This is a genomic window from Bacillus sp. FSL R5-0512 (genome assembly GCF_038593295.1).
Classification (GTDB): domain Bacteria; phylum Bacillota; class Bacilli; order Bacillales; family Bacillaceae; genus Bacillus; species Bacillus safensis.
Genome location: NZ_CP151982.1, coordinates 2,355,528 through 2,379,869, shown reverse-complemented (window position 1 = coordinate 2,379,869; position 24,342 = coordinate 2,355,528). Strand labels below are relative to the sequence as shown.

28 protein-coding genes, 1 pseudogene and 1 other annotated feature are annotated in these 24,342 nt (G+C 42.0%); of the genes and pseudogenes, 23 read left to right on the top strand and 6 right to left on the bottom strand.

Translation table 11 applies throughout. The features are described 5' to 3' along the window. Positions 1 to 27: 27 nt before the first annotated feature. Positions 28 to 837 (bottom strand): transporter substrate-binding domain-containing protein, encoded by an 810-nt coding sequence (locus NSQ25_RS12270; RefSeq protein WP_034279926.1) that lies wholly within the window; start codon positions 835 to 837, stop codon positions 28 to 30. Between the two features lie 13 nt (positions 838 to 850). Beyond that, positions 851 to 1,579, bottom strand: a complete 729-nt coding sequence (locus NSQ25_RS12265; RefSeq protein ID WP_041086396.1) for an amino acid ABC transporter ATP-binding protein — start codon at positions 1,577 to 1,579, stop codon at positions 851 to 853. 230 nt (positions 1,580 to 1,809) lie between these two features. On the opposite strand from NSQ25_RS12265, the gene NSQ25_RS12260 reads away from it, so the two are divergent. The 13 genes from NSQ25_RS12260 (at position 1,810) to udk (ending at position 15,061) form a co-directional block, all read left to right on the top strand. After that, positions 1,810 to 2,874 carry an AI-2E family transporter gene (locus tag NSQ25_RS12260; RefSeq protein ID WP_041118105.1) on the top strand — a complete coding sequence of 355 codons (1,065 nt, stop codon included), beginning with the start codon at positions 1,810 to 1,812 and terminating at the stop codon, positions 2,872 to 2,874. A 44-nt stretch (positions 2,875 to 2,918) separates the two neighbouring features. Continuing rightward, positions 2,919 to 3,126: a binding site (T-box leader), on the top strand. An 80-nt stretch (positions 3,127 to 3,206) separates the two neighbouring features. Continuing rightward, positions 3,207 to 5,843, top strand: a complete 2,637-nt coding sequence (gene alaS / locus NSQ25_RS12255; RefSeq protein WP_214755508.1) for an alanine--tRNA ligase — start codon at positions 3,207 to 3,209, stop codon at positions 5,841 to 5,843. A gap of 89 nt (positions 5,844 to 5,932) precedes the next feature. Further along, on the top strand, positions 5,933 to 6,199 hold the full coding sequence (locus tag NSQ25_RS12250; protein ID WP_008358522.1) for an IreB family regulatory phosphoprotein: 267 nt from the start codon (positions 5,933 to 5,935) through the stop codon (positions 6,197 to 6,199). A gap of 3 nt (positions 6,200 to 6,202) precedes the next feature. After that, positions 6,203 to 6,619 carry a Holliday junction resolvase RuvX gene (ruvX, locus tag NSQ25_RS12245; RefSeq protein ID WP_024427871.1) on the top strand — a complete coding sequence of 139 codons (417 nt, stop codon included), beginning with the start codon at positions 6,203 to 6,205 and terminating at the stop codon, positions 6,617 to 6,619. Between the two features lie 15 nt (positions 6,620 to 6,634). Next, positions 6,635 to 6,916, top strand: coding sequence for a DUF1292 domain-containing protein (locus tag NSQ25_RS12240; protein ID WP_024423112.1), 282 nt, complete (start codon positions 6,635 to 6,637; stop codon positions 6,914 to 6,916). Between the two features lie 154 nt (positions 6,917 to 7,070). Next, complete coding sequence (locus NSQ25_RS12235) at positions 7,071 to 7,637, top strand: biotin transporter BioY (protein WP_034279938.1); 567 nt, start codon at positions 7,071 to 7,073, stop codon at positions 7,635 to 7,637. Further along, positions 7,634 to 9,097, top strand: a complete 1,464-nt coding sequence (locus tag NSQ25_RS12230; RefSeq protein WP_326136209.1) for an acyl-CoA synthetase — start codon at positions 7,634 to 7,636, stop codon at positions 9,095 to 9,097. Before NSQ25_RS12235 ends, NSQ25_RS12230 begins: the two co-directional genes overlap by 4 nt. Beyond that, positions 9,085 to 10,173, top strand: a complete 1,089-nt coding sequence (locus NSQ25_RS12225; RefSeq protein ID WP_326136210.1) for an acetyl-CoA C-acyltransferase — start codon at positions 9,085 to 9,087, stop codon at positions 10,171 to 10,173. Before NSQ25_RS12230 ends, NSQ25_RS12225 begins: the two co-directional genes overlap by 13 nt. A gap of 73 nt (positions 10,174 to 10,246) precedes the next feature. Next, complete coding sequence (gene mltG, locus NSQ25_RS12220; protein ID WP_065214590.1) at positions 10,247 to 11,329, top strand: endolytic transglycosylase MltG; 1,083 nt, start codon at positions 10,247 to 10,249, stop codon at positions 11,327 to 11,329. Between the two features lie 211 nt (positions 11,330 to 11,540). Then, positions 11,541 to 12,206 carry an O-methyltransferase gene (locus tag NSQ25_RS12215; protein WP_039180249.1) on the top strand — a complete coding sequence of 222 codons (666 nt, stop codon included), beginning with the start codon at positions 11,541 to 11,543 and terminating at the stop codon, positions 12,204 to 12,206. Beyond that, positions 12,203 to 13,132, top strand: coding sequence for a peptidase U32 family protein (locus tag NSQ25_RS12210; protein ID WP_176966912.1), 930 nt, complete (start codon positions 12,203 to 12,205; stop codon positions 13,130 to 13,132). Before NSQ25_RS12215 ends, NSQ25_RS12210 begins: the two co-directional genes overlap by 4 nt. Positions 13,133 to 13,152: 20 nt before the next feature. Further along, positions 13,153 to 14,421, top strand: a complete 1,269-nt coding sequence (locus NSQ25_RS12205; RefSeq protein ID WP_061109402.1) for a U32 family peptidase — start codon at positions 13,153 to 13,155, stop codon at positions 14,419 to 14,421. Positions 14,422 to 14,428: 7 nt separating this feature from the next. Next, positions 14,429 to 15,061, top strand: a complete 633-nt coding sequence (gene udk / locus NSQ25_RS12200; protein ID WP_024423106.1) for a uridine kinase — start codon at positions 14,429 to 14,431, stop codon at positions 15,059 to 15,061. 52 nt (positions 15,062 to 15,113) lie between these two features. On the opposite strand, the gene NSQ25_RS12195 is transcribed toward udk, so the two are convergent. Together NSQ25_RS12195 and NSQ25_RS12190 are read right to left on the bottom strand one after the other, a co-directional pair. Continuing rightward, positions 15,114 to 15,296: an Ig-like domain-containing protein gene (locus NSQ25_RS12195; protein WP_255290962.1), complete on the bottom strand. Its 183-nt coding sequence runs from the start codon at positions 15,294 to 15,296 to the stop codon at positions 15,114 to 15,116. Between the two features lie 9 nt (positions 15,297 to 15,305). Further along, entirely contained in the window at positions 15,306 to 15,461 is a 156-nt protein-coding gene (locus tag NSQ25_RS12190) for a hypothetical protein (RefSeq protein WP_326136211.1), read from the bottom strand. Positions 15,462 to 16,084: 623 nt separating this feature from the next. Here NSQ25_RS12190 and greA point away from each other — a divergent pair. The 3 genes from greA to NSQ25_RS12175 all read left to right on the top strand — a co-directional run bounded on the left by greA (position 16,085) and on the right by NSQ25_RS12175 (position 19,084). After that, entirely contained in the window at positions 16,085 to 16,558 is a 474-nt protein-coding gene (gene greA, locus NSQ25_RS12185; protein ID WP_008358505.1) for a transcription elongation factor GreA, read from the top strand. 50 nt (positions 16,559 to 16,608) lie between these two features. Beyond that, positions 16,609 to 18,351 carry a penicillin-binding protein 2 gene (locus NSQ25_RS12180; protein WP_034279959.1) on the top strand — a complete coding sequence of 581 codons (1,743 nt, stop codon included), beginning with the start codon at positions 16,609 to 16,611 and terminating at the stop codon, positions 18,349 to 18,351. Between the two features lie 67 nt (positions 18,352 to 18,418). Beyond that, positions 18,419 to 19,084, top strand: coding sequence for a YrrS family protein (locus NSQ25_RS12175; protein WP_326136212.1), 666 nt, complete (start codon positions 18,419 to 18,421; stop codon positions 19,082 to 19,084). Positions 19,085 to 19,122: 38 nt separating this feature from the next. On the opposite strand, the gene NSQ25_RS12170 is transcribed toward NSQ25_RS12175, so the two are convergent. Further along, on the bottom strand, positions 19,123 to 19,326 hold the full coding sequence (locus tag NSQ25_RS12170; protein ID WP_024423103.1) for a YrzA family protein: 204 nt from the start codon (positions 19,324 to 19,326) through the stop codon (positions 19,123 to 19,125). A 186-nt stretch (positions 19,327 to 19,512) separates the two neighbouring features. Here NSQ25_RS12170 and NSQ25_RS12165 point away from each other — a divergent pair, with 186 nt between their 5' ends. The 7 genes from NSQ25_RS12165 to NSQ25_RS12135 all read left to right on the top strand — a co-directional run bounded on the left by NSQ25_RS12165 (position 19,513) and on the right by NSQ25_RS12135 (position 24,194). Further along, positions 19,513 to 20,154 (top strand): class I SAM-dependent methyltransferase, encoded by a 642-nt coding sequence (locus NSQ25_RS12165; protein WP_046311888.1) that lies wholly within the window; start codon positions 19,513 to 19,515, stop codon positions 20,152 to 20,154. 15 nt (positions 20,155 to 20,169) lie between these two features. After that, the gene (gene mtnN / locus NSQ25_RS12160) at positions 20,170 to 20,865 is read left to right on the top strand and encodes a 5'-methylthioadenosine/S-adenosylhomocysteine nucleosidase (RefSeq protein ID WP_024423101.1); all 696 of its coding nucleotides are present in this window, start codon (positions 20,170 to 20,172) and stop codon (positions 20,863 to 20,865) included. 46 nt (positions 20,866 to 20,911) lie between these two features. Further along, positions 20,912 to 21,835, top strand: coding sequence for a cysteine synthase family protein (locus tag NSQ25_RS12155; protein WP_326136213.1), 924 nt, complete (start codon positions 20,912 to 20,914; stop codon positions 21,833 to 21,835). 1 nt (position 21,836) lies between these two features. Further along, entirely contained in the window at positions 21,837 to 22,985 is a 1,149-nt protein-coding gene (locus tag NSQ25_RS12150) for a bifunctional cystathionine gamma-lyase/homocysteine desulfhydrase (RefSeq protein WP_024423100.1), read from the top strand. 72 nt (positions 22,986 to 23,057) lie between these two features. Continuing rightward, positions 23,058 to 23,288, top strand: coding sequence for a YrhC family protein (locus tag NSQ25_RS12145; RefSeq protein ID WP_034279976.1), 231 nt, complete (start codon positions 23,058 to 23,060; stop codon positions 23,286 to 23,288). A gap of 450 nt (positions 23,289 to 23,738) precedes the next feature. After that, the gene (locus NSQ25_RS12140; protein WP_065214597.1) at positions 23,739 to 23,873 is read left to right on the top strand and encodes a YrzI family small protein; all 135 of its coding nucleotides are present in this window, start codon (positions 23,739 to 23,741) and stop codon (positions 23,871 to 23,873) included. Between the two features lie 165 nt (positions 23,874 to 24,038). Continuing rightward, positions 24,039 to 24,194 carry a hypothetical protein gene (locus NSQ25_RS12135; protein ID WP_223251019.1) on the top strand — a complete coding sequence of 52 codons (156 nt, stop codon included), beginning with the start codon at positions 24,039 to 24,041 and terminating at the stop codon, positions 24,192 to 24,194. 43 nt (positions 24,195 to 24,237) lie between these two features. Here NSQ25_RS12135 and NSQ25_RS12130 read toward each other — a convergent pair. Next, positions 24,238 to 24,312: pseudogene (locus NSQ25_RS12130) on the bottom strand (YjcZ family sporulation protein); the annotation flags it as partial. Positions 24,313 to 24,342 lie beyond the last annotated feature (30 nt).

Genomic DNA, 24,342 nt, shown 5'->3' with positions numbered 1-24,342 from the left:
GAGGCATTGATCTTGACGAATCAAATGCTATTCTTTGATCCATTTTTTAAGAATCTTGTCATACTCTCCATTGTCTTTTAACGTTTTTAAGGCTTTATTGATCGCATCTGTTAATTCTTGATCTCCTTTTTTCACAGCAATGCCATAAGGCTCATCTGTAAAGGTGCCGCCGACCACTTCATAATTTGAATCCTCATCTGCCATACCAAATAAGATCGCATTATCAGTTGTCAGCACTTGCCCTTGGTTTGATTTTAATGCTGTAAAAGCCTCCTGATAGTTCTCGAATTCTAATACGGATGCTTCAGGTGCTTTCTCGCGGATATTTTGAGAAGAAGTAGAGCCTTTTACGGCCAGCACCTTCGTTCCTTTTTTAAGATCATCAATGGATTGAATGTCGCTTCCTTTTTTCACAAGCAGTGATTGTCCTGCTTCAAAGTATACATCTGAGAAATTGACTTCTTTTTTACGTTCTTCTGTAATTGTCATGGTCGCAACAATCGCATGAATATCTCCTTTTTGAAGTAAAGGAATTCTCGTTTTAGATGTGACTTCTTTGAATTCTGCTTTTCCTTCATCGCCGAGTATTTCCTTTGTGATGGCTTTTGCAATGTCAATATCAAATCCTTCAATATCACCGCTGCTCGGATTTTTTAGACCGAATAAACGTGTGTCATTTTTTACACCGAAAATGATTTTTTTGTCTTTCTTAATGGTTTCTAAAGAACTTCCTTGTTTTGCATCAGTTGACCCTTTTTCAGTAGATCCACAAGCAGCCAAAGCGGCAATGCAGCAAGTCATAAAGAGCATCAGGCCAAAGCGTTTCATTTTTTTCATCAAACCATTCCCCCTAGTGATTTAATATACGGCTTAAAAACAATTGAGCGCGTTTCTCTTGCGGTTTTTCATAAAATGCAGCCGGTGTTGATTCTTCAAGAATTCTGCCTTCATCAATAAAGACAATGCGGTCGGCCACTTCGCGGGCAAAGCCCATCTCATGTGTGACGACAACCATGGTCATGCCTTCACGGGCCAGCTGCTTCATCACATCTAATACCTCGCCGATCATCTCTGGATCAAGTGCAGATGTCGGTTCGTCGAAAAGCATCACCTCCGGCTTCATCGCAAGCCCTCTTGCAATGGCAACGCGCTGCTGCTGTCCGCCAGAGAGTCGTGAAGGGTAGGTGTCTGCCTTTTCAGGAATGCCGACTTTATTTAAATAAAATTCAGCTGTTTCCTTTGCTTCTTCCTTGCTTACTTTTTTGACCTTCATCGGCGCAAGCATAATGTTTTCAAGCACCGTCTTATGCGGATAGAGGTGAAAATGCTGAAAGACCATTCCGATATTTTGCCTGACAAGATTGATGTTGGTCTTCGGATGCTGAACAGACACTTGGTTGACGAGAACTTTTCCCGCATCAATGCTTTCAAGACGATTGATACACCTGAGCATCGTGCTTTTACCAGACCCTGAAGGACCGATGATCACAACAACCTCCCCTTTTTGAATATGTAGGTTAATGTCCTTAAGTACATGGAAATGGCCATAATGCTTGTTGACTTCTTCGAATGTGATCATGAAGAACCTCCTCTTGTGTTTCATTGACTAAAGCTAAAGTGGATTCTAGCACAACTTGTGTAAAAAGAAGTAAATAATGGAATATTTTCTGACGAGATTTTACTGCAAACAGTGACTTTGGATGGAGCTGTATGTTTCATGTGTATTCATTTTTAACAAAGTTAGGACAAATTTTATTTACGTGGATAATTGCAGAAAATGGTTAAACAATAAGGAAAGAGGTGAAAAAGGTGAAGAAACGTCCGATCCAATTTCTGATATATGCTGCAGGGGTCCTGCTTGTCCTTGCATCCTTGCTCATTTTACTGCAGCTCGACGAGTTATGGATGCCTGTTTTTGTATTGCTGAAGGCGGTTCTCATTCCGCTTCTCATCGCCATTTTTATTTCTTACCTGCTTTATCCTATTGTCGAAAGACTGCATGCACGAGGGCTGCCGAGAACAATCAGTCTCTTACTCATCTATGTCCTGTTTTTTGGCGGGATTGGTTTTGCGGTTTATAAAGGAGCGCCTGTTATGATCGCACAGTTAAATGAGCTGTCAGAACAAATTCCTGTCATCGCGGAAACGTATAATGGCGCTTTATCACATATTCATCATCATACGAGCCACTGGCCTGACGGACTTCACGACCGCTTGGACCGCTTCATTGTTCAATCGGAGACATATGCAGCCAATAGCGCTGAGCGGATGATTCTTAGCTGTAAAGTTTTATTTGATTACGTTTTAGTTGCAGCACTCATCCCTTTTCTTGTTTTTTATATGGTAAAAGACATGAACACGATGAAGCGGGCGGCATGGTATTTAACGCCGCCATCATTTAGGAAGAGGGGGCATGCCTTTGTCAAAGCAGTGGATGAATCGCTTGGTGATTATATTCGAGGGCAGCTGCTTGTCTGTTCTTTAATCGGGGGTGCAGCAGCCATTGTGCTCTGGCTTTTCCATATCCCGTATCCGCTCGTTCTTGGCATGCTGATAGGAGCAACGAACGTGATTCCGTATTTTGGACCGATAATTGGCGCAGTTCCTGCCATCTTTATTGCGTTTACCATCTCAGTGAAATCGGTCATCATTGTATTGATCACAGTAGCGGTGCTGCAATTTTTAGAGAGCAATGTCCTCAGCCCGATCATTGTAGGGCGAAGCCTTCATATGCATCCTGTCGTCATTATGCTTGTCTTGCTTGCAGGAGGGGAGCTGTTTGGCTTAATTGGGATGATTTTAGCTGTACCAGCAGCTGCGATTATTAGGGTGATCATTGTGCAATATATCCTGATGAGGCGAAGCGTTCATTGACAAGACGAGCCGAGTTGTCTATAATAATTTCGATTCATACATATTGAAATTCAATGACGGACCCGAGTACGTTAAAAAGCTGTTGCAGAGAGAGGCTTTATTTGCTGTGAAAAGCCTTATCAGACCTTTAACGGAAGCTAGTCCCGAGTGCAGATAAACACTGCCGCTCTCTTCCGGCGTTATCGGATGTGAAGGTGATAGACGAATTTGTCTATAATCAGGGTGGTACCGCGAGAACATCTCGTCCCTGTGTAAGTCGTTTTGTGCTTGCATAGGGCGGGGTGTTTTTTCGTTTGTGTGGAGATTGATGAATGAAAAGGGAGGATTTTTGAATGAAAACTTTAACTTCAGCTCAAGTACGTCAAATGTTTTTAGACTTTTTTAAAGAAAAAGGACATGCTGTAGAACCGAGTGCGTCACTTGTACCGCATGACGATCCGACACTTTTATGGATCAACAGTGGGGTGGCAACATTAAAAAAATATTTTGATGGCCGCGTCGTACCTGACAATCCGCGTATTTGCAACGCGCAAAAATCGATTCGTACGAATGATATTGAAAATGTAGGGAAGACAGCACGCCATCACACGTTCTTTGAAATGCTTGGCAACTTCTCTATTGGTGACTATTTTAAAGAAGAGGCCATTGAATGGGCGTGGGAATTCCTCACAAGTGAAGAGTGGATTGGTTTTGATCCGAATTTGTTATCTGTGACAGTCCACCCAGAGGACGAAGAAGCATATATTCTTTGGAGAGATAAAATTGGTGTGCCTGAAGAACGTATTATTCGCCTTGAAGGAAACTTCTGGGATATTGGCGAGGGCCCAAGCGGACCAAATACAGAAATTTTCTATGACCGCGGTGAATCATACGGTGACGACATGAACGATCCAGAATTATATCCAGGCGGGGAAAACGAGCGTTATCTAGAAGTATGGAATCTTGTGTTCTCTGAATTCAACCATAATCCAGATGGATCATATACCCCACTTCCGAAGAAAAACATAGATACAGGGATGGGCCTTGAACGAATGGTATCTGTCATTCAAAATGTGCCAACGAACTTCGATACAGACCTTTTCATGCCGATTATTCGTGCAGTCGAAACCATTTCTGGAGAAAGCTATGGTTTGGCGAAGGAAAAAGATACAGCATTTAAAGTCATTGCTGACCATATCCGGACAGTTGCCTTTGCTGTAAGCGACGGTGCGCTTCCTTCCAATGAAGGCCGCGGATATGTATTAAGACGTTTGCTGCGCCGCGCTGTGCGTTATGCAAAAACGATTCATATCCACCGTCCGTTTATGTATGATCTAGTGCCAGTTGTTGCTGAGATCATGAAGGATTTCTACCCAGATGTACAAGCAAAAGAAGAATTTATTGCGAAAGTCATCAAAAACGAAGAAGAACGTTTCCACGAAACACTGAACGAAGGGTTAGCGATTTTGTCAGAAGTGATCAAAAAAGAAAGAGACAAAGGCAGTTCACAAATTTCAGGTGAAGATGTATTTAAGCTGTATGACACGTATGGATTCCCTGTCGAGCTGACAGAAGAATACGCAGAAGATGAAAACATGACAGTTGATCGAGAAGGCTTCCAAGCGGAAATGGAGAAGCAGCGTGAACGGGCAAGAAATGCGAGACAAGATGTCGGCAGTATGCAGGTTCAAGGCGGCGCTTTAGGCGATATTAAAGTGGAAAGTACCTTTGTTGGCTACGAAAATTTAACTGCGGAAACTCGCATTATCGAACTGCTTCAAAATGGTGAACTTGTCTCTGAAGCACATGAAGGAGACACGGTGCAAATCTTGTTAGATGAAACACCTTTCTATGCGGAAAGCGGCGGACAAGTGGCTGATAAAGGGACACTAAAAAGTGCAGAAGCCATCATTGAGATCAAAGACGTGAAAAAAGCACCAAACGGTCAGCATGTCCATGAAGGAGTCGTCGTAAGCGGTACGGCTCAAAAAGGTCTCGAGGTCACTGCTGAAGTGGAATCAGCTCTTCGAAAAGGCATTGTGAAAAACCATACAGCGACACACCTTCTGCATCAAGCGCTGAAAGATGTATTAGGAAGCCACGTGAACCAAGCAGGGTCATTGGTGAATGAAGACAGACTTCGCTTTGATTTCTCTCACTTTGGACAAGTGACGAAAGAAGAATTGTCTCAGATTGAAAAAATCGTGAACGAAAAGATTTGGGAAGGTATCTCAGTTGCTATTGATCTGAAACCAATTGCTGAAGCAAAAGAAATGGGTGCAATGGCGCTCTTTGGCGAGAAGTATGGCGATATTGTCCGTGTTGTCCAAGTGGGCGATTACAGCATCGAGCTATGCGGCGGCTGTCACGTGCAGAACACTGCGGAAATCGGTTTGTTTAAAATCGCGTCTGAGTCGGGTATTGGTGCTGGAACACGCCGTATTGAAGCTGTGACTGGTAAAGGCGCTTATGAAGAATTAAATGACCAGCTGGCGATTTTAGAACAGGCAGCAAGTGAGCTGAAGTCAAATACGAAGGATGTACCAAAACGGATTGCTTCATTACAGGCAGATTTAAAAGAGGTTCAAAGAGAAAACGAATCTCTCCTTGCGAAATTAAGCCAAGCAGAAGCAGGCTCTATTTTAGAGAAAGTGACAGAAGTTGGCGGAGTGAAAGTATTAACTGAAAAAGTAAACGCTAAAGACATGAACCATTTAAGAACAATGGTTGATGACTTAAAAGCTAAATTAGGATCAGCTGTCATCGTCCTGGGAGCCGTTCAAAACGGAAAAGTAAACATTTCAGCAGGAGTGACAAAAGACGTGATCGAAAAAGGTCTTCATGCAGGAAAGCTTGTGAAGCAGGCAGCTGAAATCTGCGGCGGAGGCGGAGGCGGACGTCCAGACATGGCACAAGCAGGCGGAAAACAACCAGAAAAGCTTGAAGAAGCACTGGCAACTGTCGAAGAATCTGTCAAATCCGTTTTATAATCAGGCGATGTAGTGTAGAATAATGGTATTAGATGAGCGGTTAGAAAAAAGCTTGCTAGTAGAATGTTGGAAGAGAGGTGCAAGAAGCAGTGAGTTCATTTGATAAGACAATGAAGTTTAACTTCTCTGATGATTCAGCTGAAACCAATGTGAATGAAGTGCTCATTACAGTTCATGACGCACTCCAAGAAAAAGGATACAACCCGATCAATCAAATTGTCGGATACTTGCTGTCAGGCGACCCTGCTTATATTCCAAGACATCAGGATGCACGCAACCTAATTCGTAAACTAGAACGAGACGAATTAATTGAGGAATTGGTTAAATCGTACTTAGAGACACATAAAGAGGCGTAAAACATGAGAATTCTGGGCTTAGATTTAGGCACGAAAACCCTTGGTGTTGCGATCAGTGATGAAATGGGATGGACAGCGCAAGGGATTGAAACAATTAAAATTGATGAAGCAGGCGGAGACTTTGGTCTCAGCCGCCTGTCTGAGATCGTTGCAGAATTTGGAGCGGATAAAATTGTACTTGGCTTTCCAAAAAATATGAACGGCACGGTCGGTCCTAGAGGCGAAGCCAGCCAATCATTTGCGAAAGTGCTAGAAAACACGTACAATGTTCCTGTTGTGCTTTGGGACGAGCGTCTGTCAACAATGGCAGCGGAAAAAATGCTCATCTCTGCAGATGTGAGCAGACAAAAGCGTAAAAAAGTCATTGATAAAATGGCGGCTGTTATGATCCTGCAAGGATATTTAGACAGCTTAAATTAAAATGAGGTGAATCAAATGGAACACGGAGAAAAGCAAATTACAATCGTTGATGATAATGGAAATGAACAGCTTTGCGAAGTACTATTTACTTTTGAAAGCGACCATTTTAACAAATCTTATGTCCTTTACTACCCAATTTCTGAGCAAGACAATGAGGAAATTGAAATTCATGCATCAAGCTTTACACCGAACGAAGACGGTGAAGATGGCGAGCTAGAGCCGATTGAAACGGATGAAGAATGGGACATGATTGAAGAAACGTTAAATACGTTCTTAGATCAAGAAGACGAAGAATAGAACAAATAAAAGGCCTGTGAACAGATCTTCTTGATCTTTCTTCACAGGTCTTTTTTTATGATTAATATGTTAACTTTATTTTATTTTATGTTGACATAATGAATTGTACCTTTTACTCTGTTTTTAACAATAAATTGAGTGAGGGGCATGGAGATTGAAAATACAAGATATGATGCAAATAGCGTTAATGACAGCGGTCATCGGGATGTTAGGCTTAATCCCGCCGATTTTACTTACATTTACACCTGTACCGATTACATTGCAAACCGCAGGTCTTTTGCTTGCTGGCGGGCTGTTAAAGCCTAAACAAGCACTAATCAGTTTATGTCTTTTTCTTTTGGTTGTGGCAGCAGGCGCACCTCTTTTGTCAGGCGGGAGAGGCGGGATAGGGGTCTTTTTTGGTCCAAGCGGTGGTTTTCTTCTTGCTTATCCTGTTGCTGCCTTCATGATCAGCTTATGGGTGAACCGGCTGAAAAAAGTAACCGCACTGCGTCTTTTTGTGATCTATGCGGTTTGCAGTATTGTGATTTTGTATATGTGCGGCATCCCCTTTCAAGCCATGATGATGCATATGAAGGTCTCGCAGGCGGCTTTCCTTAGTTTGATTTATCTTCCAGGTGATCTCATCAAAGCGGGAATGTGTGCTGTCTTTACGGTCAAAATCATACAGGCCCTGTCATATCGAAAAAGGGATCTGCATAAAGGGAGGCGTGCAGTTTGAACAGAATAACGGAAAGCTATGCAGTACATGCAGAAATGAAACCAGATCAGATTGCCATCATAGATGAGCAAGAAAGCATTACATATCAAGATTGGTATGAACGTGTGCAGAGATCAGCACAGTGGTTACAAGGAACGGCTCATCAGCAAAAAAGAATCGCTTTTTTATTATCAAATGGTGCTTCTTTTTTGCAAATATTTGCGGGCGCTGCTTATGCAGGATGGACAGCCGTTCCGCTTGATCCGAGATGGAGTCATGAAGAATGTGTCGAAAAGCTCCTGTTAAGTGAGGCGGATCTCGCCATTATAGAGGATCGATTGATAAAGAGATTTGAACAGGGAAGCGTGGACATGCCGCTTCTTTCTTTATCTGAATGGAAGGAAAGAATGAGCCTTCTCACAGACAGTCCATATAACAGCTGCGATACCGAGAAGGATCCTGTCTTTTATATGGGATTTACGTCAGGATCAACGGGCTCACCGAAAGCCTTTATTAGGCGTCAGCAGTCTTGGATCGAGAGCTTTCAAATGACCGCCGCTTCATTTGGAATCACTCATCAAGATCATGCTCTTATATTAGGTACACTCTTATCCTCTCACTTTTTATATGGTGCCATCAGTACATTATACTTTGGCGGCACAGTGACGCTTTTAGAAAAATTTGTGCCAGTAAAAGCGAAGAAAGCCTTAGAGGCAGGTGATATCACCGTGATGTATACTGTCCCAACAATGACAGAAACGTTACTGCAAATTGAAGCTTTTAGAGAAGACAATCCGCTTCTTGTCATGTCATCGGGAGCAGATTGGAGCATCTCTTCAAAAGAACAGCTCGTGACCAACTATCCACATGTCACTTTTTTTGATTTTTATGGCACATCAGAGTTAAGTTTTGTCTCTTATTTGTCTTCAAATGACTTTATGCAAAAACCTACTTCTGTTGGACGGCTTTTCTCCTCCATTCAAGTAGAAGTAAGGCGGCCCGATCAATCTGTCTGTCAGCCAAATGAAACAGGGAGGATTTATGTAAAGAGCCCAATGACTTTTTCAGGTTACTTGCATGAGCAGAAACCGCCGGAGGAGTGGCTGACAGTTTACGATATGGGATGGCTGGATGAAGACGGTTATCTGTATATGTGCGGTCGTGAGAATGGCATGATTGTCTATGGAGGACTAAATATTTTCCCAGAAGAAATTGAGCGTGTGCTAAATGAACAGCCAGAGGTCAAACGGTCGATTGTGGTTGGCGTTCCTGACCCATATTGGGGTGAAATCCCTGTTGCCATATTGGAGCAAGTGCCGCAAATAAAGGGGGTTCGACAAGCTGTTAAAGAAAAGCTGGCGGCCTACAAGGTACCAAAAAAATGGCTTGTGATTGATCAAATGATTGAAACATCCGGCGGAAAAATAGCCCGCGCGAGCATGAAAAAGTGGGCGGAGGAGCAATTGTCATGCAAGCAGTGATCGTAGAAGCAAAACGAACACCCTTCGGTGACAAAAATGGGATGCTGAAAAATTATCGCCCAGAGCAATTAGCCGCTCCCCTTATTCGGCATTTGTCTCAGATGAGGACACCGGATGACGTCATATTAGGCAATGTCGTCGGAGGCGGTGGAAATATGGCCCGTCTGTCCTCCTTAGAAGCAGGTCTTCCTTTACACGTTCCCGGTATGACAATTGACAGGCAGTGTGCCTCGGGTCTTGAAGCGATCAGAACAGCTTGCGTCATGGTTCAATCGGGGGAGGGCACGATGTATATCGCTGGCGGGACTGAGAGCATTTCCAGATCACCAATGAAAGAGAGAGCCCGCTTTTCACCGGAGCGGATAGGAGATCCGCATATGGGAGAAGCAGCTGAGCTGACCGCGTCGGCATTTTCTGTCACGAGAAAAGAACAAGATGACTATGCCCTTTTAAGCTGGGAAAGAAGTTTAGCAGCATTCACACATGGTACATATTCAGAAGAAATCGTTTCGATTGACGGGATGAACATAGATGAAGCGGCTGCTAAAATAAGACCGATGGCAAAGCTGATCAAGCGGGCAAAGCCTGTATTTTTACCGGGAAAAGGAACTGTGACCGCCGCCAATAGCTGTAAGGAAGCAGACGGAGCAGCCGCCGTCGCTGTGATGGAAAGATCGCTAGCGGAAGCAAGTGGATATAAGGCAATGCTACGATACGCCGGAAGTGCTGTGACAGCGATACATCCTCATTTTCCAGCTGCTTCACCAATTGATGCGATCAAGAAGCTTTTACATCAAGAGAACATCAAGGCAGAGGAAGTGGCGTTATTTGAAATCAATGAAGCGTTTGCGCTGAAAGCTGCACTTATTGCCCGGACGCTGGGGATACCATATGACCGGATCAATAGAAGAGGCGGTGCACTTTGCCTTGGGCATCCTTACAGCGCGTCAGGAGCTGCTATGATGGTGAGATTATTTTATGAAGGGCGCGGCTTACCGAATGGAAGCTATGTCATGGCTGCTATTGGAAGCGGTGGCGGCGTTGGTTTAGCCGTTTTGTGGCAAGTTCTGTCATGACATGCATAAGCAAGGAATTGCCGAACTCCGTCGAATCATGTACTATAAAAGCTAGATGTGAGGAGGGCCATGCATGTTTTCAGAACAAAAGAAACGACCATTCTTCAAAAGAAAAATGGGGATCGTCCTGTTATCTGTCCTTGCTGTCATCATCATTGCAGCATTATCAGGCTTTTTATATGTTAAATCAGCACTCGGACCGGTCGATCAAAAAAGTAAACAAACCATTAATATTCATATTCCAAATGGGACATCTGTCCGCGAAATTGCGGGCATTTTAAAAGAAAATGGGCTCATTTCGAATGACGCGATTTTTACTTATTATGCAAAATACAAAAAGGCGTCCGGCTTTAAAGCGGGATATTTTCATTTAAAACAAACAATGGACGCAGACACGCTGATCAAAAAGCTGACATCTGGCGGGACAGATTACGCCTTTCAGCTTGTGATTCCAGAGGGAAGACAGCTGTCTGATATTGCAGCCATTATTGCAAATCAGACGAATTTTTCAGCGAAGGAAGTTGAAGCGAAGCTGGATGATCCTGATTTTATTCAAACACTAATGAAAAAATATCCGAAAACCGTGACATCACAGGTGAATGGAAAACAGGTGAAACATCCGTTGGAGGGTTATTTATTCCCTGCTACGTATCCATTTTATCGTGAGGATGAATCGCTCGAAACGATCATTGAAACGATGATTAAACAAACAGATCAATACGTGAAAACGTATGAAAAAGACATGAAAAAGAGAAACATGTCCATACATGATGTGTTAACGATGGCATCACTGATTGAAATGGAAGCAACAGAAAAGACAGATCGGGCAAAAATCTCAAGTGTATTCTATAACCGGTTGAAAAAGGACATGCCGCTTCAAACTGATCCAACCGTTCTTTATGCACTTGGTGAGCATAAATCCCGCGTGTATTACAAAGACCTAAAAGTGAAATCTCCTTATAACACGTATAACAACAAAGGGCTGCCGCCTGGACCTATTGCAAATGCTGGTGAATCTTCTTGGAAAGCCGCTTTGCATCCAGAGAAAACGGATTACGTTTACTTCCTTGCGAAGAAAAATGGCGAAGTCGTATTTACGAAAACGTTAAATGAGCATAATAAAGCAAAAGCGAAATACATCACAGGCAGCAATTAATGTACAAGTGAATCGAAAAAGACTGTAGACAATACGAGATTGCCTGCAGTTTTTTTCGTTGGAATCTCCATTTTATAGGTTCGCAATTGCCACTTCTTTGTGGTAAAATATATCGGGTTGTTTTTACTTAGATGAACGAAAGATTGACGAGAGAGAGAGCTGCAATAGGCAGGACTCTTCTTTTTCAGGTCATGAAGGAGCTAGACAGATAATGACTATCGAAGATGATCGAATAAATGATTATATTGAACATTTAATTCACCCAAGTCCTGATGCAATCGCTCAATTAGAGATCTATGCAAAAGAGCATCATGTGCCAATTATGGAAAAGGTTAGCATTGAGCTTTTACTGCAGCTGCTTTCGATGAAAAAGCCGAAAAAAATTCTTGAGGTTGGGACAGCGATTGGCTATTCCGCCATTCGAATGGCAACAGCTCTGCCAGATGCTGAGATTTATACGATTGAGCGCAATGCAAAGCGCTATGAAGAAGCGACACGGAACATTGAGGAATTAAAGTTAAAAGAAAGAATACACGTGTTTTTTGGTGATGCGATGGAATCGGCTAAAACGGTCCAAACGATGGCGCCCTATGATGTGATCTTTATTGATGCTGCAAAAGGGCAGTACAAGCGTTTCTTTGAATTGTTTGAACCGATGCTCGCTCATGACGGAATGATTATTACAGACAATGTCTTATTTAAAGGCTTAGTGGCAACGAATTATGAAGAAGAAATTGAAGATAAACGAAAAAAACAATTAATTGGAAAAATTGATCGATACAATCAATGGCTCATGTCAAACCCTGATTTCCAAACGTGCATTATTCCAGTTGGAGACGGGATCGCCATTAGTACAAAAAGAGGTGACCAATCATGAAGAAACCAGAATTGCTTGTGACGCCAAGCAGCGTGTCAGACGTACTGCCATTAATTGAGGCAGGAGCTGATGCATTCTTAATAGGCGAACAAACATACGGTATTCGTCTTGCAGGTGAGTTTTCAAGAGAAGATGTGAAACAAACGGTTCAGCTTGCACATGCCCATCACAAAAAAGTGTATGTGGCAATGAATGCGATTTTTCATAATGACCGCGTGCAGCTGCTTGGAGATTATTTAACCTTTCTCGATTCATTAAACGTGGACGGCGTCGTTTTTGGAGACCCGGCCGTGATCATGGCCGCAAAGGAAACAGGGGTGAACCTGAACCTTCACTGGAGTACAGAAACGACTGGAACCAACTATTACACTTGTAACTATTGGGGCAGAAAAGGCGCATCGCGTGCTGTTCTTGCTAAAGAGCTGAACATGGACAGTGTGATCGACATCAAAGAAAATGCTGAAGTGGAGATTGAAATTCAAGTTCATGGCATGACATGTATGTTTCAATCAAAACGTACGCTCATCGGCAACTACTTTGAATACCAGGGCAAACAAATGGATGTCGTAGGCAGAAATATGGAGGAAGGGCTATTCCTGCATGACCAAGAGCGTCAAAACAAATACCCTATTTTCGAGGATGCAAACGGGACACATATTATGAGTCCAAATGATGTGTGTATGATTGACGAATTAGAAGAGTTTGTTGACGCAGGCATTGACTCATTTAAAATTGACGGAATTTTAAAGTCACTTTCTTATATGACAGAGGTGACATCACTTTATAGAAAAGCAATTGATTTACTAACGACTGACAAAGACGCGTATGAAGATCAGAAAGAAGACTGGGTGAAGCGGATTGAAGAGATTCAGCCAGTGAATCGTTCGATTGATACAGGGTTCTTCTTTAAAGAAACGGTTTATTAAGATAAGAGGAGGCAGAGGAAATGGCATTATTGAAAGATGGTATTTCTGAAATGATTGATGGTAAACGTGTCATTACAAAAAAACCAGAACTGCTTGCACCCGCAGGAAACTTGGAAAAGCTGAAAATTGCTGTACATTACGGAGCTGACGCTGTTTTTATTGGCGGGAAAGAATTTGGACTTCGCTCAAATGCAGATAACTTTTCAATTGAAGAAATGGCAGAAGGTGTCGCATTTGCAAACAAATATGGTGCACGCATTTATGTGACAACAAATATCTTCGCCCACAATGAAAACATGGACGGGCTGGAGGAATACCTTCAAGGGATCGAAAGCGCTGGAGTAGCAGGCATTATTGTAGCTGATCCACTGATCATTGAAACATGTAAACGTGTTGCACCGAAGCTTGAAGTCCATTTAAGCACACAGCAATCTCTTTCAAATTGGAAAGCTGTTCAGTTTTGGAAGGAAGAAGGGCTTGAGCGTGTGGTGCTCGCACGTGAAACTAGTGCGCTAGAAATTAGAGAAATGAAAGAAAAGGTCGATATTGAAATCGAAACATTCATTCACGGTGCGATGTGTATCGCATACTCTGGCCGCTGCGTGCTCAGTAACCATATGACGGCAAGAGATTCTAACCGCGGAGGCTGCTGCCAGTCCTGCCGCTGGGATTATGATCTTTATAAACTAGAAGGTTCTGAGGAAGCGCCTTTATTTGCTGAGGAAGATGCGCCATTTGCAATGAGTCCAAAAGATTTGAAGCTTGTTGAATCCATTCCTCAAATGATCGAAATGGGAATTGACAGCTTAAAAATAGAAGGACGGATGAAATCCATTCATTATGTTGCCACTGTTGTAAGTGTATACCGCAAAGTCATTGATGCGTATTGTGCTGATCCAGACAATTTTGTCATTAAGCAGGAATGGTTAGATGAATTAGATAAATGTGCAAACCGTGACACAGCACCAGCCTTTTTCGAAGGCGTACCAGGAACAGATGAACAAATGTTTGGCATTCATGGAAAGAAAACGACATTTGATTTCGCAGGTCTTGTTCTTCATTATGATGAAAAAGAACAAATCGTGACATTGCAGCAGCGTAACTTCTTTAAGCAAGGTGACGAAGTCGAATTCTTCGGACCAGAAATTGAGAATTTCACATGCAAAATTGAAACGATTTGGGATGAAAAAGGAAATGAACTAGATGCTGCTCGTCATCCGCTGCAAATCGTCAAATTCAAGCTTGATCAAAAAGTATACCCTAGCAACATGATGAGAAAGGGGAAATAACAGCCACATGAGGAGTAAACCAGTTGTCATTGGTATTGCTGGCGGCTCGGGTTCAGGTAAAACGAGCGTCACCAATTCAATCTATGAAAAATTTAAAGGACATTCCATCCTCATGCTTCAGCAAGACTTATATTACAAAAATCAAAGTCATATGCCATTTGAAGAGCGCCTGCTCACGAACTATGATCATCCGCTTGCATTCGACAATGACCTGATGTTTGAGCATTTGGAACAGCTCCTAAGATACGAATCCATTGAAAAACCAATATACGATTTTAAACTAAACACACGTTCAGAAGAGACGGTTCATGTTGAGCCGAAGGATGTCATTATCGTTGAAGGTATCTTTGCGCTCGAAGACGAACGTTTGAGAGACTTAATGGATATTAAACTGTATGTTGATACAGATGCAGACCTTCGCATCATCCGCCGTATTTTACGCGATACGAAGGAAAGAGGCCGGTCGATCGATTCTGTGATTGAACAATATGTATCTGTTGTCAGACCGATGCATAATCAATTCATTGAACCGACGAAACGATACGCCGATATCATCATCCCAGAAGGCGGCCAAAACCATGTGGCGATAGACTTAATGGTGACAAAAATTCAAACGATTCTTCAAAACCGAGCAGAGTAAATGGTGGAGAAGAAAAAGACCTTTACAGTGTAAAGGTCTTTTCAGCATCATCTTACCAAACTCTCACAAAAACTTGTCCTAAGACAGACGTTCCTTTATAAAGAGTGATAGTGGCATCGCCGCGTGAATGAGCGGTCACTAGCCCACTAGAGCTTACAGAAGCAACACTCTGGTTATCTGTCCAATAACGTGTTGCTGCAGCATTATAGACTGAGCATTGCTCACCAACTCTCATAGGTAAATCTTAATTTTGAATCGAAATTACATCTAATGTTTTAAATCCCGAGGAGCAGCTATTGACTGTGAAATCCGCTGTTTCTTTGGCGGAAGCCATGCCCATTAGTGAAAAAGATAAGGTAGAGATGGATAGAACAGAAACAATTGTTTTCTTCATGTTCATTTAAAACACTCCCTAGCATGTATTTGGTCTTGCATTGATAAAATTCAGTGAAAACCAAATATTTCCTTATTAATATTTGTTAATTATGTGTGAACATTTATTAAAGCAGCATTCTCGGAAAAAATCTTAAGGGTTTGATATGATAAGAAAACAATGAAGAAAAGAAGAGATGGAGAAATCACTACCACATAGCGAAAGAATGAAGTTGAAAAAGTATATTAAAAAAACGACAAACAAATCATCACAAATTTTCAAACAATTCTTGATCAAAATGCAATTTTGTAATAATATAGCATAGACATATCGTACACTGACCATATTATGTATTGGAAGATGGAGAATGGATAAGCTATTCTTCTACATATGATCGAAATGGCCGAACGAGGTACAGGAGCTTCCTGTGCCTTTCCACAGTTTGTGCGATTTTAGACCGCTGCGAGTGGTCCTGTCTAATAAAAGGCATAATAGTTGCATCTAAAAGGGACGCCATGTAAGATGGACTTTTACGAATATGGTACAGAAGGAATGAGGGCCTGAACATGTCCTCATTCTTGTATATTTCAGTCGTCACTCACGTGCAGAAAGTTTGTATGATGAGGATTAATAGAAGGAGTGAATGATTCATGGCACAAGAGAAAGTATTTCCAATGACAGAAGAAGGAAAACGTAAATTAGAAGAAGAGCTTGAATATTTGAAAACGGTTAAACGTAAAGAGGTTGTAGAGCGTATTAAAATCGCTAGAAGTTTTGGAGACCTCTCTGAAAACTCGGAATATGATTCTGCTAAAGAAGAGCAGGCGTTTGTAGAAGGCCGTATTACAACGCTTGATAATATGATTCGTAATGCTAAAATTATCGAAGATGAAGGAAACTCAAATGTGGTTTCACTTGGTAAAACGGTGACATTCGTTGAATTACCAGACGGGGAAGAAGAGTCTTACACAATTGTTGGAAGTGCAGAAGCTGATCCGTTCGAAGGCAAGATTTCAAACGATTCACCTATTGCAAAAAGCCTTTTAGGTAAACAAGTAGATGACAAAGTAACCGTTCAAACACCTGGCGGAGAAATGTTCGTCCAAATTGTAAAAATTTCATAATCACGTTTATCAGGTAAACACCTCGTCCACAATAGGGACGAGGTGTTTTTATGCGCAAAAAAAGAAGAATTCAATGGACAGGTGCGATTATTTTTATACTATTGCTCGGTCTTCTGATGAGACTGGCAGAAATTCAGCTGTTCTTCACAGAATCGTTTTCAAAGCTTGATATCAATTTAATACAAGAAAGTGTTAAACAGCGAACAGAAGAAGTCGTTATTTCAGACGGTCGCGGTGAGTTTTTAGATCGAAACGGCCAAGCACTTCTTACAAAAGAACAGCCTGCGGTTATCTTATTTCCTTTCCTGCAATATGATCTTCCACGCTTACAGCAAACCGCCTCTATTCTTGAGATGGAAGAGGATGAACTCAAAAAACAGTTAACAGAAACGAAAAAACCTCTCATTTTAAAAGATGACATCACGAAAAAAAAACTGAAAGACATCAATGATATGAAATATTCAGGTGTGTACGGCGTATATATGAAAGAGAAGGACAAAAAAAGACTTGCCCTCCACACATTAGGTTTCACAAGCGAAAATCCAGAACTACTCAGAAAGCGTTATCCTGACAAAAAAGAGCTTTCCATACGTACTGAAATCGGCACATTTGGGCTGGAAAGCACCTTTGACGAATTTCTATTACCCGAACAAGACACAAAATTGTTATATCATGTGGACGGAAGGGGAAACCCTTTGTTCGGTATGGACGTCAAATATACAGCAGAAGCTCATTCCTTTTATCCACTTCAGGTACAGACAACGATAGATGAAGACATGCAGGCTGAAATGGAGAAGGTGCTCAAAGACCAAGGCGTTGAAAAAGGCGGTGCCGTTCTGCTCGACATTGAAAGCAGCAGTGTACTGGCAATGGCAAGTACCCCAAATGTCACAAGCAAAAACCGGCATGAGGCAAGAAATTACATGCTGACAGCGATTGCTCCAGGCTCTGTCTTTAAAACAGCTGTACTTGCCGCAGCAATCGAAAAAAACCTTGACCAGCCACAAACCATGTATGACTGTCGAAAGAATTTATATGGAGAGCCTGAAGGAAAACAGGAAGTGCTGAATCTGACGGACAGTTTCTCGCAGAGCTGCAATTATACCTTTGCGGCACTTGCTGAAAAGCTCATTCAAACAGATGATCAAATCATTGAAAAGACGGCTGCAAAGCTTGGACTCATAGATCGAGCTGGCTGGGAAGGGGATGTCTATCATAAGCAGCACTTCAAACAGTTTGATCGTGAAGAAACAGGCAGTGTGTGGGGAGATAAAAGAGACAAGCATGTCAAAAAAGCCATTGCACAAACCGCAATAGGACAAAAAAATGTGAAAACGACACCTCTGCAAATCGCGAATATGATGGCTGCGATCGCAAGAGGAGGAGAACGAAAAGAAGTGAAAATCGCAGAAAAAGTGCTGTATCAAAACGGAACAACGATGCTGTCCTTTCAAAACAAACGGCCTGAAGGGGGCAGCATTGACCGCTATACAGCTCAAAAGCTGCAAAAATTCTTAAGGCAGGTGGTGACCTCTGACAAGGGAACAGGAAGAAGGTTTCAAGATTTGCCATACGATGTAGCGGGAAAATCAGGTACTGCCCAAACCGGCAGTCAAGACAAAAAGGGGAATCCGCTTTATCATAAGTGGTTTGCTGGATACTTTCCGGTAGAAAAACCAAAATACGCCCTTGTCGTTGTTCACCTTGATGAGACAAGTGGCCGGGCTAAGACAAATGATGCGTTTTATGATATTGTAAAAAAGGTCAATGAAATTGAAAAGAAACAGACATAGAACATCCCTTCATGACATGTTAGAATAGTAACGACTTAGGGAACAGAGGCAAAGGAGTGCAGAGATTTTGAGTAGAAATTCTCGATTTGAACATCGTGATAAGCGCAGAAAGGCAAATATGGTGCTTAACATATTAATTGGTATCGTTGTGGTGCTTATTTTGGTTGTCGCATCGAGTTTGTTAATTTTTAATAAGCCGAAAGATCCAGATGTAGCGGATGCGCCATCAAAAACGGCACCTGCAACAAGTGAAAATAAACAAAACTCACAAGAAGATGTGAAAGATCCAAAGAAAGACACATCCAATGATTCAGATGCAAAAAAAGATGATTCATCTGATCAAGACGACGAAACGAAGAAGACAGATGATGAAGAAAAGCCTAATAAAGATGCGTTAAAAGACGCCAAAGAAACAGATGGCGGCAAAACGAGTGATGTAGACAAAACATACGAAAATGATGACTGGGAGCCTGTAGGAACAGAGCAATCCGGTTCACATACAGCAACCTATGATTCCAGCTCAAAAGACTGGAAAGAAATGATCAAAGCCATGTCCTATGCGACAGGAATTTCAGAAGATCAAATGACCGTTCTTTGGTTAGGAAATAACGGAGGTCCTCAAGATGCAAAAGGAACCATCCGTGATAAATCAACAGGTGAACGCTACCGTGTGGAAATTACGTGGGTAGATGAAAAAGGCTGGAAACCTGTGAAGGTTGAAAAATTAAGATAAACATGAAAAAAAGATAGCAGATATGCTATCTTTTTTGTTTAAACATTTGCTTTAAAATGAACAACTGCTGTATACAAAATCCGCTCATCGATTACAGTCGTTTGATGACTGACAGAATGAACGGTCAGCAGAATCGCCTGATTATGTTCAATTTGTTTTTGGATCTTTTGTTCAAGTTCTTTTAAAGATGTTGCTTCAAAAAATTCTATTTTATCCTTTAAAAAATCCAGCTGAAAATCCATTTGATTCACCTCTCTATACTCTTCATTCATCTTAATCTCTCTCCCTCAGGAGGGCAAATGTTTTTCTGTCTCTCCCAGTATTTTTTAGTAGGAAAGAAACAGAAGTTGTGGTAGGATAGGAACTGTTCGACGGAATAAAACATACTATACGCATAGGAATAAATAGATAAAGTGGAGGGAAAGAAAATGGGACGCGAATTTCTTTCTTTATTTGATCATTGGGCCGACTCTTATGACGACACGGTAAGTGGTCATGACGAGCAGTATAGAGAAGTGTTTCGCCGGTATCCGGCTATTTTAAAAGAAATTGCCCGCCGTTCAGGCCAAGATGTTCTTGAGTTTGGAAGCGGTACGGGGAATCTAACAGCGCTACTCCTTGCAGCTGATAAAAACGTGTTTGGTGTTGAACCATCAGATGCCATGAAGAAAGCGGCTCTTCAAAAAGGACTGCCAGATCTATTTCATGATGGGGATTTTTTATCATTTCCAGCGCCGCCTTTTGAGCCAGATACGATCGTCAGCTCATATGCATTCCACCATTTAACGGATGAAGAAAAAAAACAAGCCATTCACACCTATAGCAACATCCTTCACTCAGATGGTAAAATAGTTTTTGCTGATACAATGTTTCAAAATCAAGCAGCACATCAAGCTCAGATCGACAAAGCGAGAGCCGCAGGGTTCGATCAGCTTGCAGAGGATTTAGAAACGGAATATTATCCATCCATTGATGTGCTAAAGCAAATCTTTGAAGAAGAAGGTTTTAGCACATCCTTTCATCAAATGAATGATTTTGTTTGGATCGTAGAAGCGAAGAAAAGGGAATGAAAGGATGTTTTTGATTTGAAAATCGCAGTTATAGGTGCAATGGAAGAAGAAGTGACGATTTTAAGAGATCAACTAAAAAATGCTACACAAGAAAACATCGCTGGGTGTGAATTTACAACAGGTGTTTATGAAGATAAAGAAGTGATTTTATTAAAATCAGGGATTGGAAAAGTAAATGCAGCGGTCAGCACAACATTACTGCTTGACCGCTTTCAGCCAGATTATGTGATCAATACAGGATCTGCTGGCGGTTTTCACCACTCATTAAATGTAGGTGATATTGTCATCTCTACTGATGTGAGACATCATGATGTAGATGTGACCATCTTTGATTACGAATATGGACAAGTGCCGGGACTTCCAGCTGCTTTCATTGCAGATGAAAAGCTTGTGAAGCTGGCAGAAGAATCTGCTTTAGAAATTGATCATATTCAAGTGGCAAAAGGAACGATTGCAACAGGAGATTCGTTTATGAATGATCCGGATCGTGTAGCGTTTGTGAGAGAGAAGTTTCCAGAGCTGTATGCGGTGGAAATGGAAGCCGCAGCCGTTGCACAGGTCTGTCAGCTCTTTGGTACGCCATTTGTTGTCGTTCGTGCGCTATCGGATATTGCAGGGAAAGAATCCAATATCTCCTTTGATCAATTCCTTGAGCAAGCAGCGATTCACTCAACCGACCTTGTCTTGCGTATGATAAAGCAAACACAATAAAAGAAGGGGTTTCCCCCTTCTTTTCCATGCAAAGGAAGGGAATCATATGGCTGTCATAAAGGATATTACTGAATTAATTGGCCGCACACCGCTTTTAAAGCTGTCAGGGATTGGCGTCCCAAAAGGCGTTGAGGTGTATGCAAAGCTTGAGATGATGAATCCAGGTGGAAGTATTAAGGATCGATTAGGTGATATGCTCATCAGAGAAGCATTGGCATCTGGCAAACTGCGTCCAGGCGGAACTATTATTGAAGCGACTGCTGGAAACACAGGAATTGGGCTTGCCCTAAGTGCAAGAAAGCATCAATTACAGACCATTTTTTGTGTACCAGAACATTTTAGTCAAGAAAAACAACAGCTGATGAAGGCGCTCGGTGCAGAGATTATTCATACGCCGAGAAAAGAAGGCATGAAGGGTGCGATTGATCGAGCCCTTGAACTAGAGGCAAGCCTTGACAATGCCTATTGTGTTTTACAATTTAAAAACCAAGTAAATCCATTGACTTACTACAGAACACTCGGTCCCGAATTGTGGTCCGACTTAAAAGGGAATATCGATGTATTCGTGGCTGGAGCAGGATCTGGCGGGACTTTTCAAGGGTGTGCCGCCTATTTAAAAGAGCAGCATCAGGCGTTAAAAACAGTGGTTGTGGAGCCTGAAGGATCAATTTTAAATGGAGGGGACCCTGGCCCGCATAGAACGGAAGGAATTGGCCTTGAATTTATCCCAGATTATATGGAGCAGGCTTTATTCGATGAGATTTACACTGTCAGTGATGGTGATGCGTTTCGAATGGTGAAAGAAGCAGCTGAAAAAGAAGGTGTTCTCATCGGCAGCTCCTCTGGTGCCGCTTTATTTGCCGCTTTAGAGGAAGCAAAGAAAGCAGCACCTGGGACAGTCATTGTCACCATTTTTCCTGACAGCAGTGAGCGATATTTAAGTAAAGGAATTTATGAGGGAGGAAAATAGCATGAAACCAAAAACAATGATGATTCACAGCGGAACAACAGGTGATGAAAGAACAGGCGCCGTGTCTGTGCCGATTTATCAAGTGAGTACTTATAAGCAGCCGAAAGCAGGCGAACATACGGGGTATGAATACTCCAGAACAGCAAATCCAACAAGAACTGCACTGGAAACAGTCATTCGTGATCTTGAAGGAGGAGCAAGCGGCTACGCATTTGGTTCAGGGATGGCAGCCATTACGGCTGTGATGATGCTGTTTAACAGCGGAGATCATATTGTCCTGACAGATGACGTGTACGGCGGAACCTACCGCGTCATCACAAAGGTGCTAAACCGTATTGGCATTACTGCAACCTTTGTTGACACAAGTGATCCTGAAGCAGTGAAAAAAGCCATTTTACCTGAAACAAAAGCCGTTTACATTGAATCACCAACCAATCCTTTACTCAAAATGACGGATCTAAAAGCCATCGGCGAATTGACAAAAGAAGCCAACATCTTGATGATTGTCGACAATACATTTTTCACACCGTATTTCCAAAAGCCGATTGAATATGGCGCAGACATTGTCTTGCACAGTGCGACTAAATATTTAGGCGGCCATAGTGATGTTGTAGGCGGGCTTGTCGTCACAGCGACAAAAGAACTTGGAGAAGAACTGCACTTTGTTCAAAACTCGACAGGCGGGATTCTTGGACCGCAGGATTCATGGCTTCTCATGAGAGGGATGAAAACGCTTGGACTAAGAATGGAAGCACATCAACAAAATGCACAGAAAATCGCTGAGTTTTTAAAGCAACATGCAGCCGTCACACGTGTTTATTATCCAGGTCTCGATACTCACCCTGGACATGAACTTGCGAAAACACAAGCATCCGGCTTCGGCGGCATGATCTCTTTTGATATTGGAAAAGAAGAACATGTCGATGTATTTTTAAGCCAGCTTAAGCTGTTTACAATCGCAGAAAGCCTTGGAGCGGTTGAAAGCTTAATTTCTGTCCCTGCCCGGATGACCCATGCGTCCATTCCAAAAGACCGCCGGGAGGAGCTTGGCATCACAGATGGTTTAATTCGTATTTCCGTCGGAATTGAAGATGTGGATGATTTACTACATGATATCAAGCAAGGACTAAGCGCACTGGCGAATGGATAGATTTACATGCTCCTCGCTTTCTCTCACTATGTTAAGCTATGAATAGACATTGATAACTGGAAGGTGAAACAAGTGAAGAAAAAGTGGAGTGATTTAGTGACAGATTACAAGCAGTACGCTTTTATTTTGCTTGCTGTCAGCACCTTTTTATATATTGGTACGATCTTACCGAACCAGCACATCGAAGCATCTCCAAAAATGCTGATGATGGGAATAGATTGTGTTTTCTTATTAGCAGCTTTTGTTTGTGTTAAACGCGCGATTTTCTTTCAAAAGAAACTGCAAGAATTAGATGAAGATTAATTCGAAAGCCTCCTCATTTGCCTGAGGAGGCTTTTTTTATTGTATTGGATAATCGGACAAGAATAACTGTAGAAATTTAGTCAAAAACACAAAAATCACCTATATGACTAAAAACAGGTTTACAAAATGGTGCTTGCTGGATATACTTACAAAGTAATTAAAAAAAAACGTAAAGGAGGCTGAAGAATATGTTATTCGTATCTACTTGTGATCAATTCAACCAACAATTTCATCATGTCATCAGCCTGTGGAAGAGTTCGTGTCCTTCCTTTGCCTTATACGGTGCACGCTTCAAAACTGTTTAAGTAAACGAGGATTTCACACGTATCATCCATTGCAGGTTGGAAGACACTGTCTTTTGATCTGCATTTTTGTGTGCCCGCAGGTCAACTGATAAAGAAGATCTGCGGGCTATTTCGCGTGCTGCGAACTGAAGGGAGGTGAGCGTATATGACAATCCATTTATTTTTTATTACTTTGACAATTAAGCGGAAATACAAGGACATTGAGACAGTTCTTTACGAACAAGAAGTCGAAACAATTTATGAAGAAATGAAACAGAAACAACTAAAGTATATGAACTAAAACAGGAAATGAAAAATGTGAAAAGGAGGAGATTGACATGTTTATGATGCTAGCCATGCTTGATTGTTATACGATGGAGAAGGACCAGGTTTAGACACGCTCCACATTGATCACCTGCACATATGATACCGTAAACGGTGATTGTGAGGTGATCAATGAATGTCGATGTCACCATATATGAGATTTCCGTCTGTGGGGCACGGGTATGCATCTATTCCGCATTCCTTAAAGCACGGATACGGCAATCCATACCGCATGCAAAGAGAGCAAGAGGAAATGCTCAGACGTTATATGTATCAGTACCGGACTTATTGGTATTAAAGAAAAGGAGCAGGAAACCATGACGTTTCCTGCTCCTTTTACGTTAGCAAATCCAGCTTGCACCAATGATGATCAACAAAATGAACAGTACAACAAGCAATGCGAATCCGCCTGCAAAACCGCCACCGTAGCCACCGCAGTAGCCTCC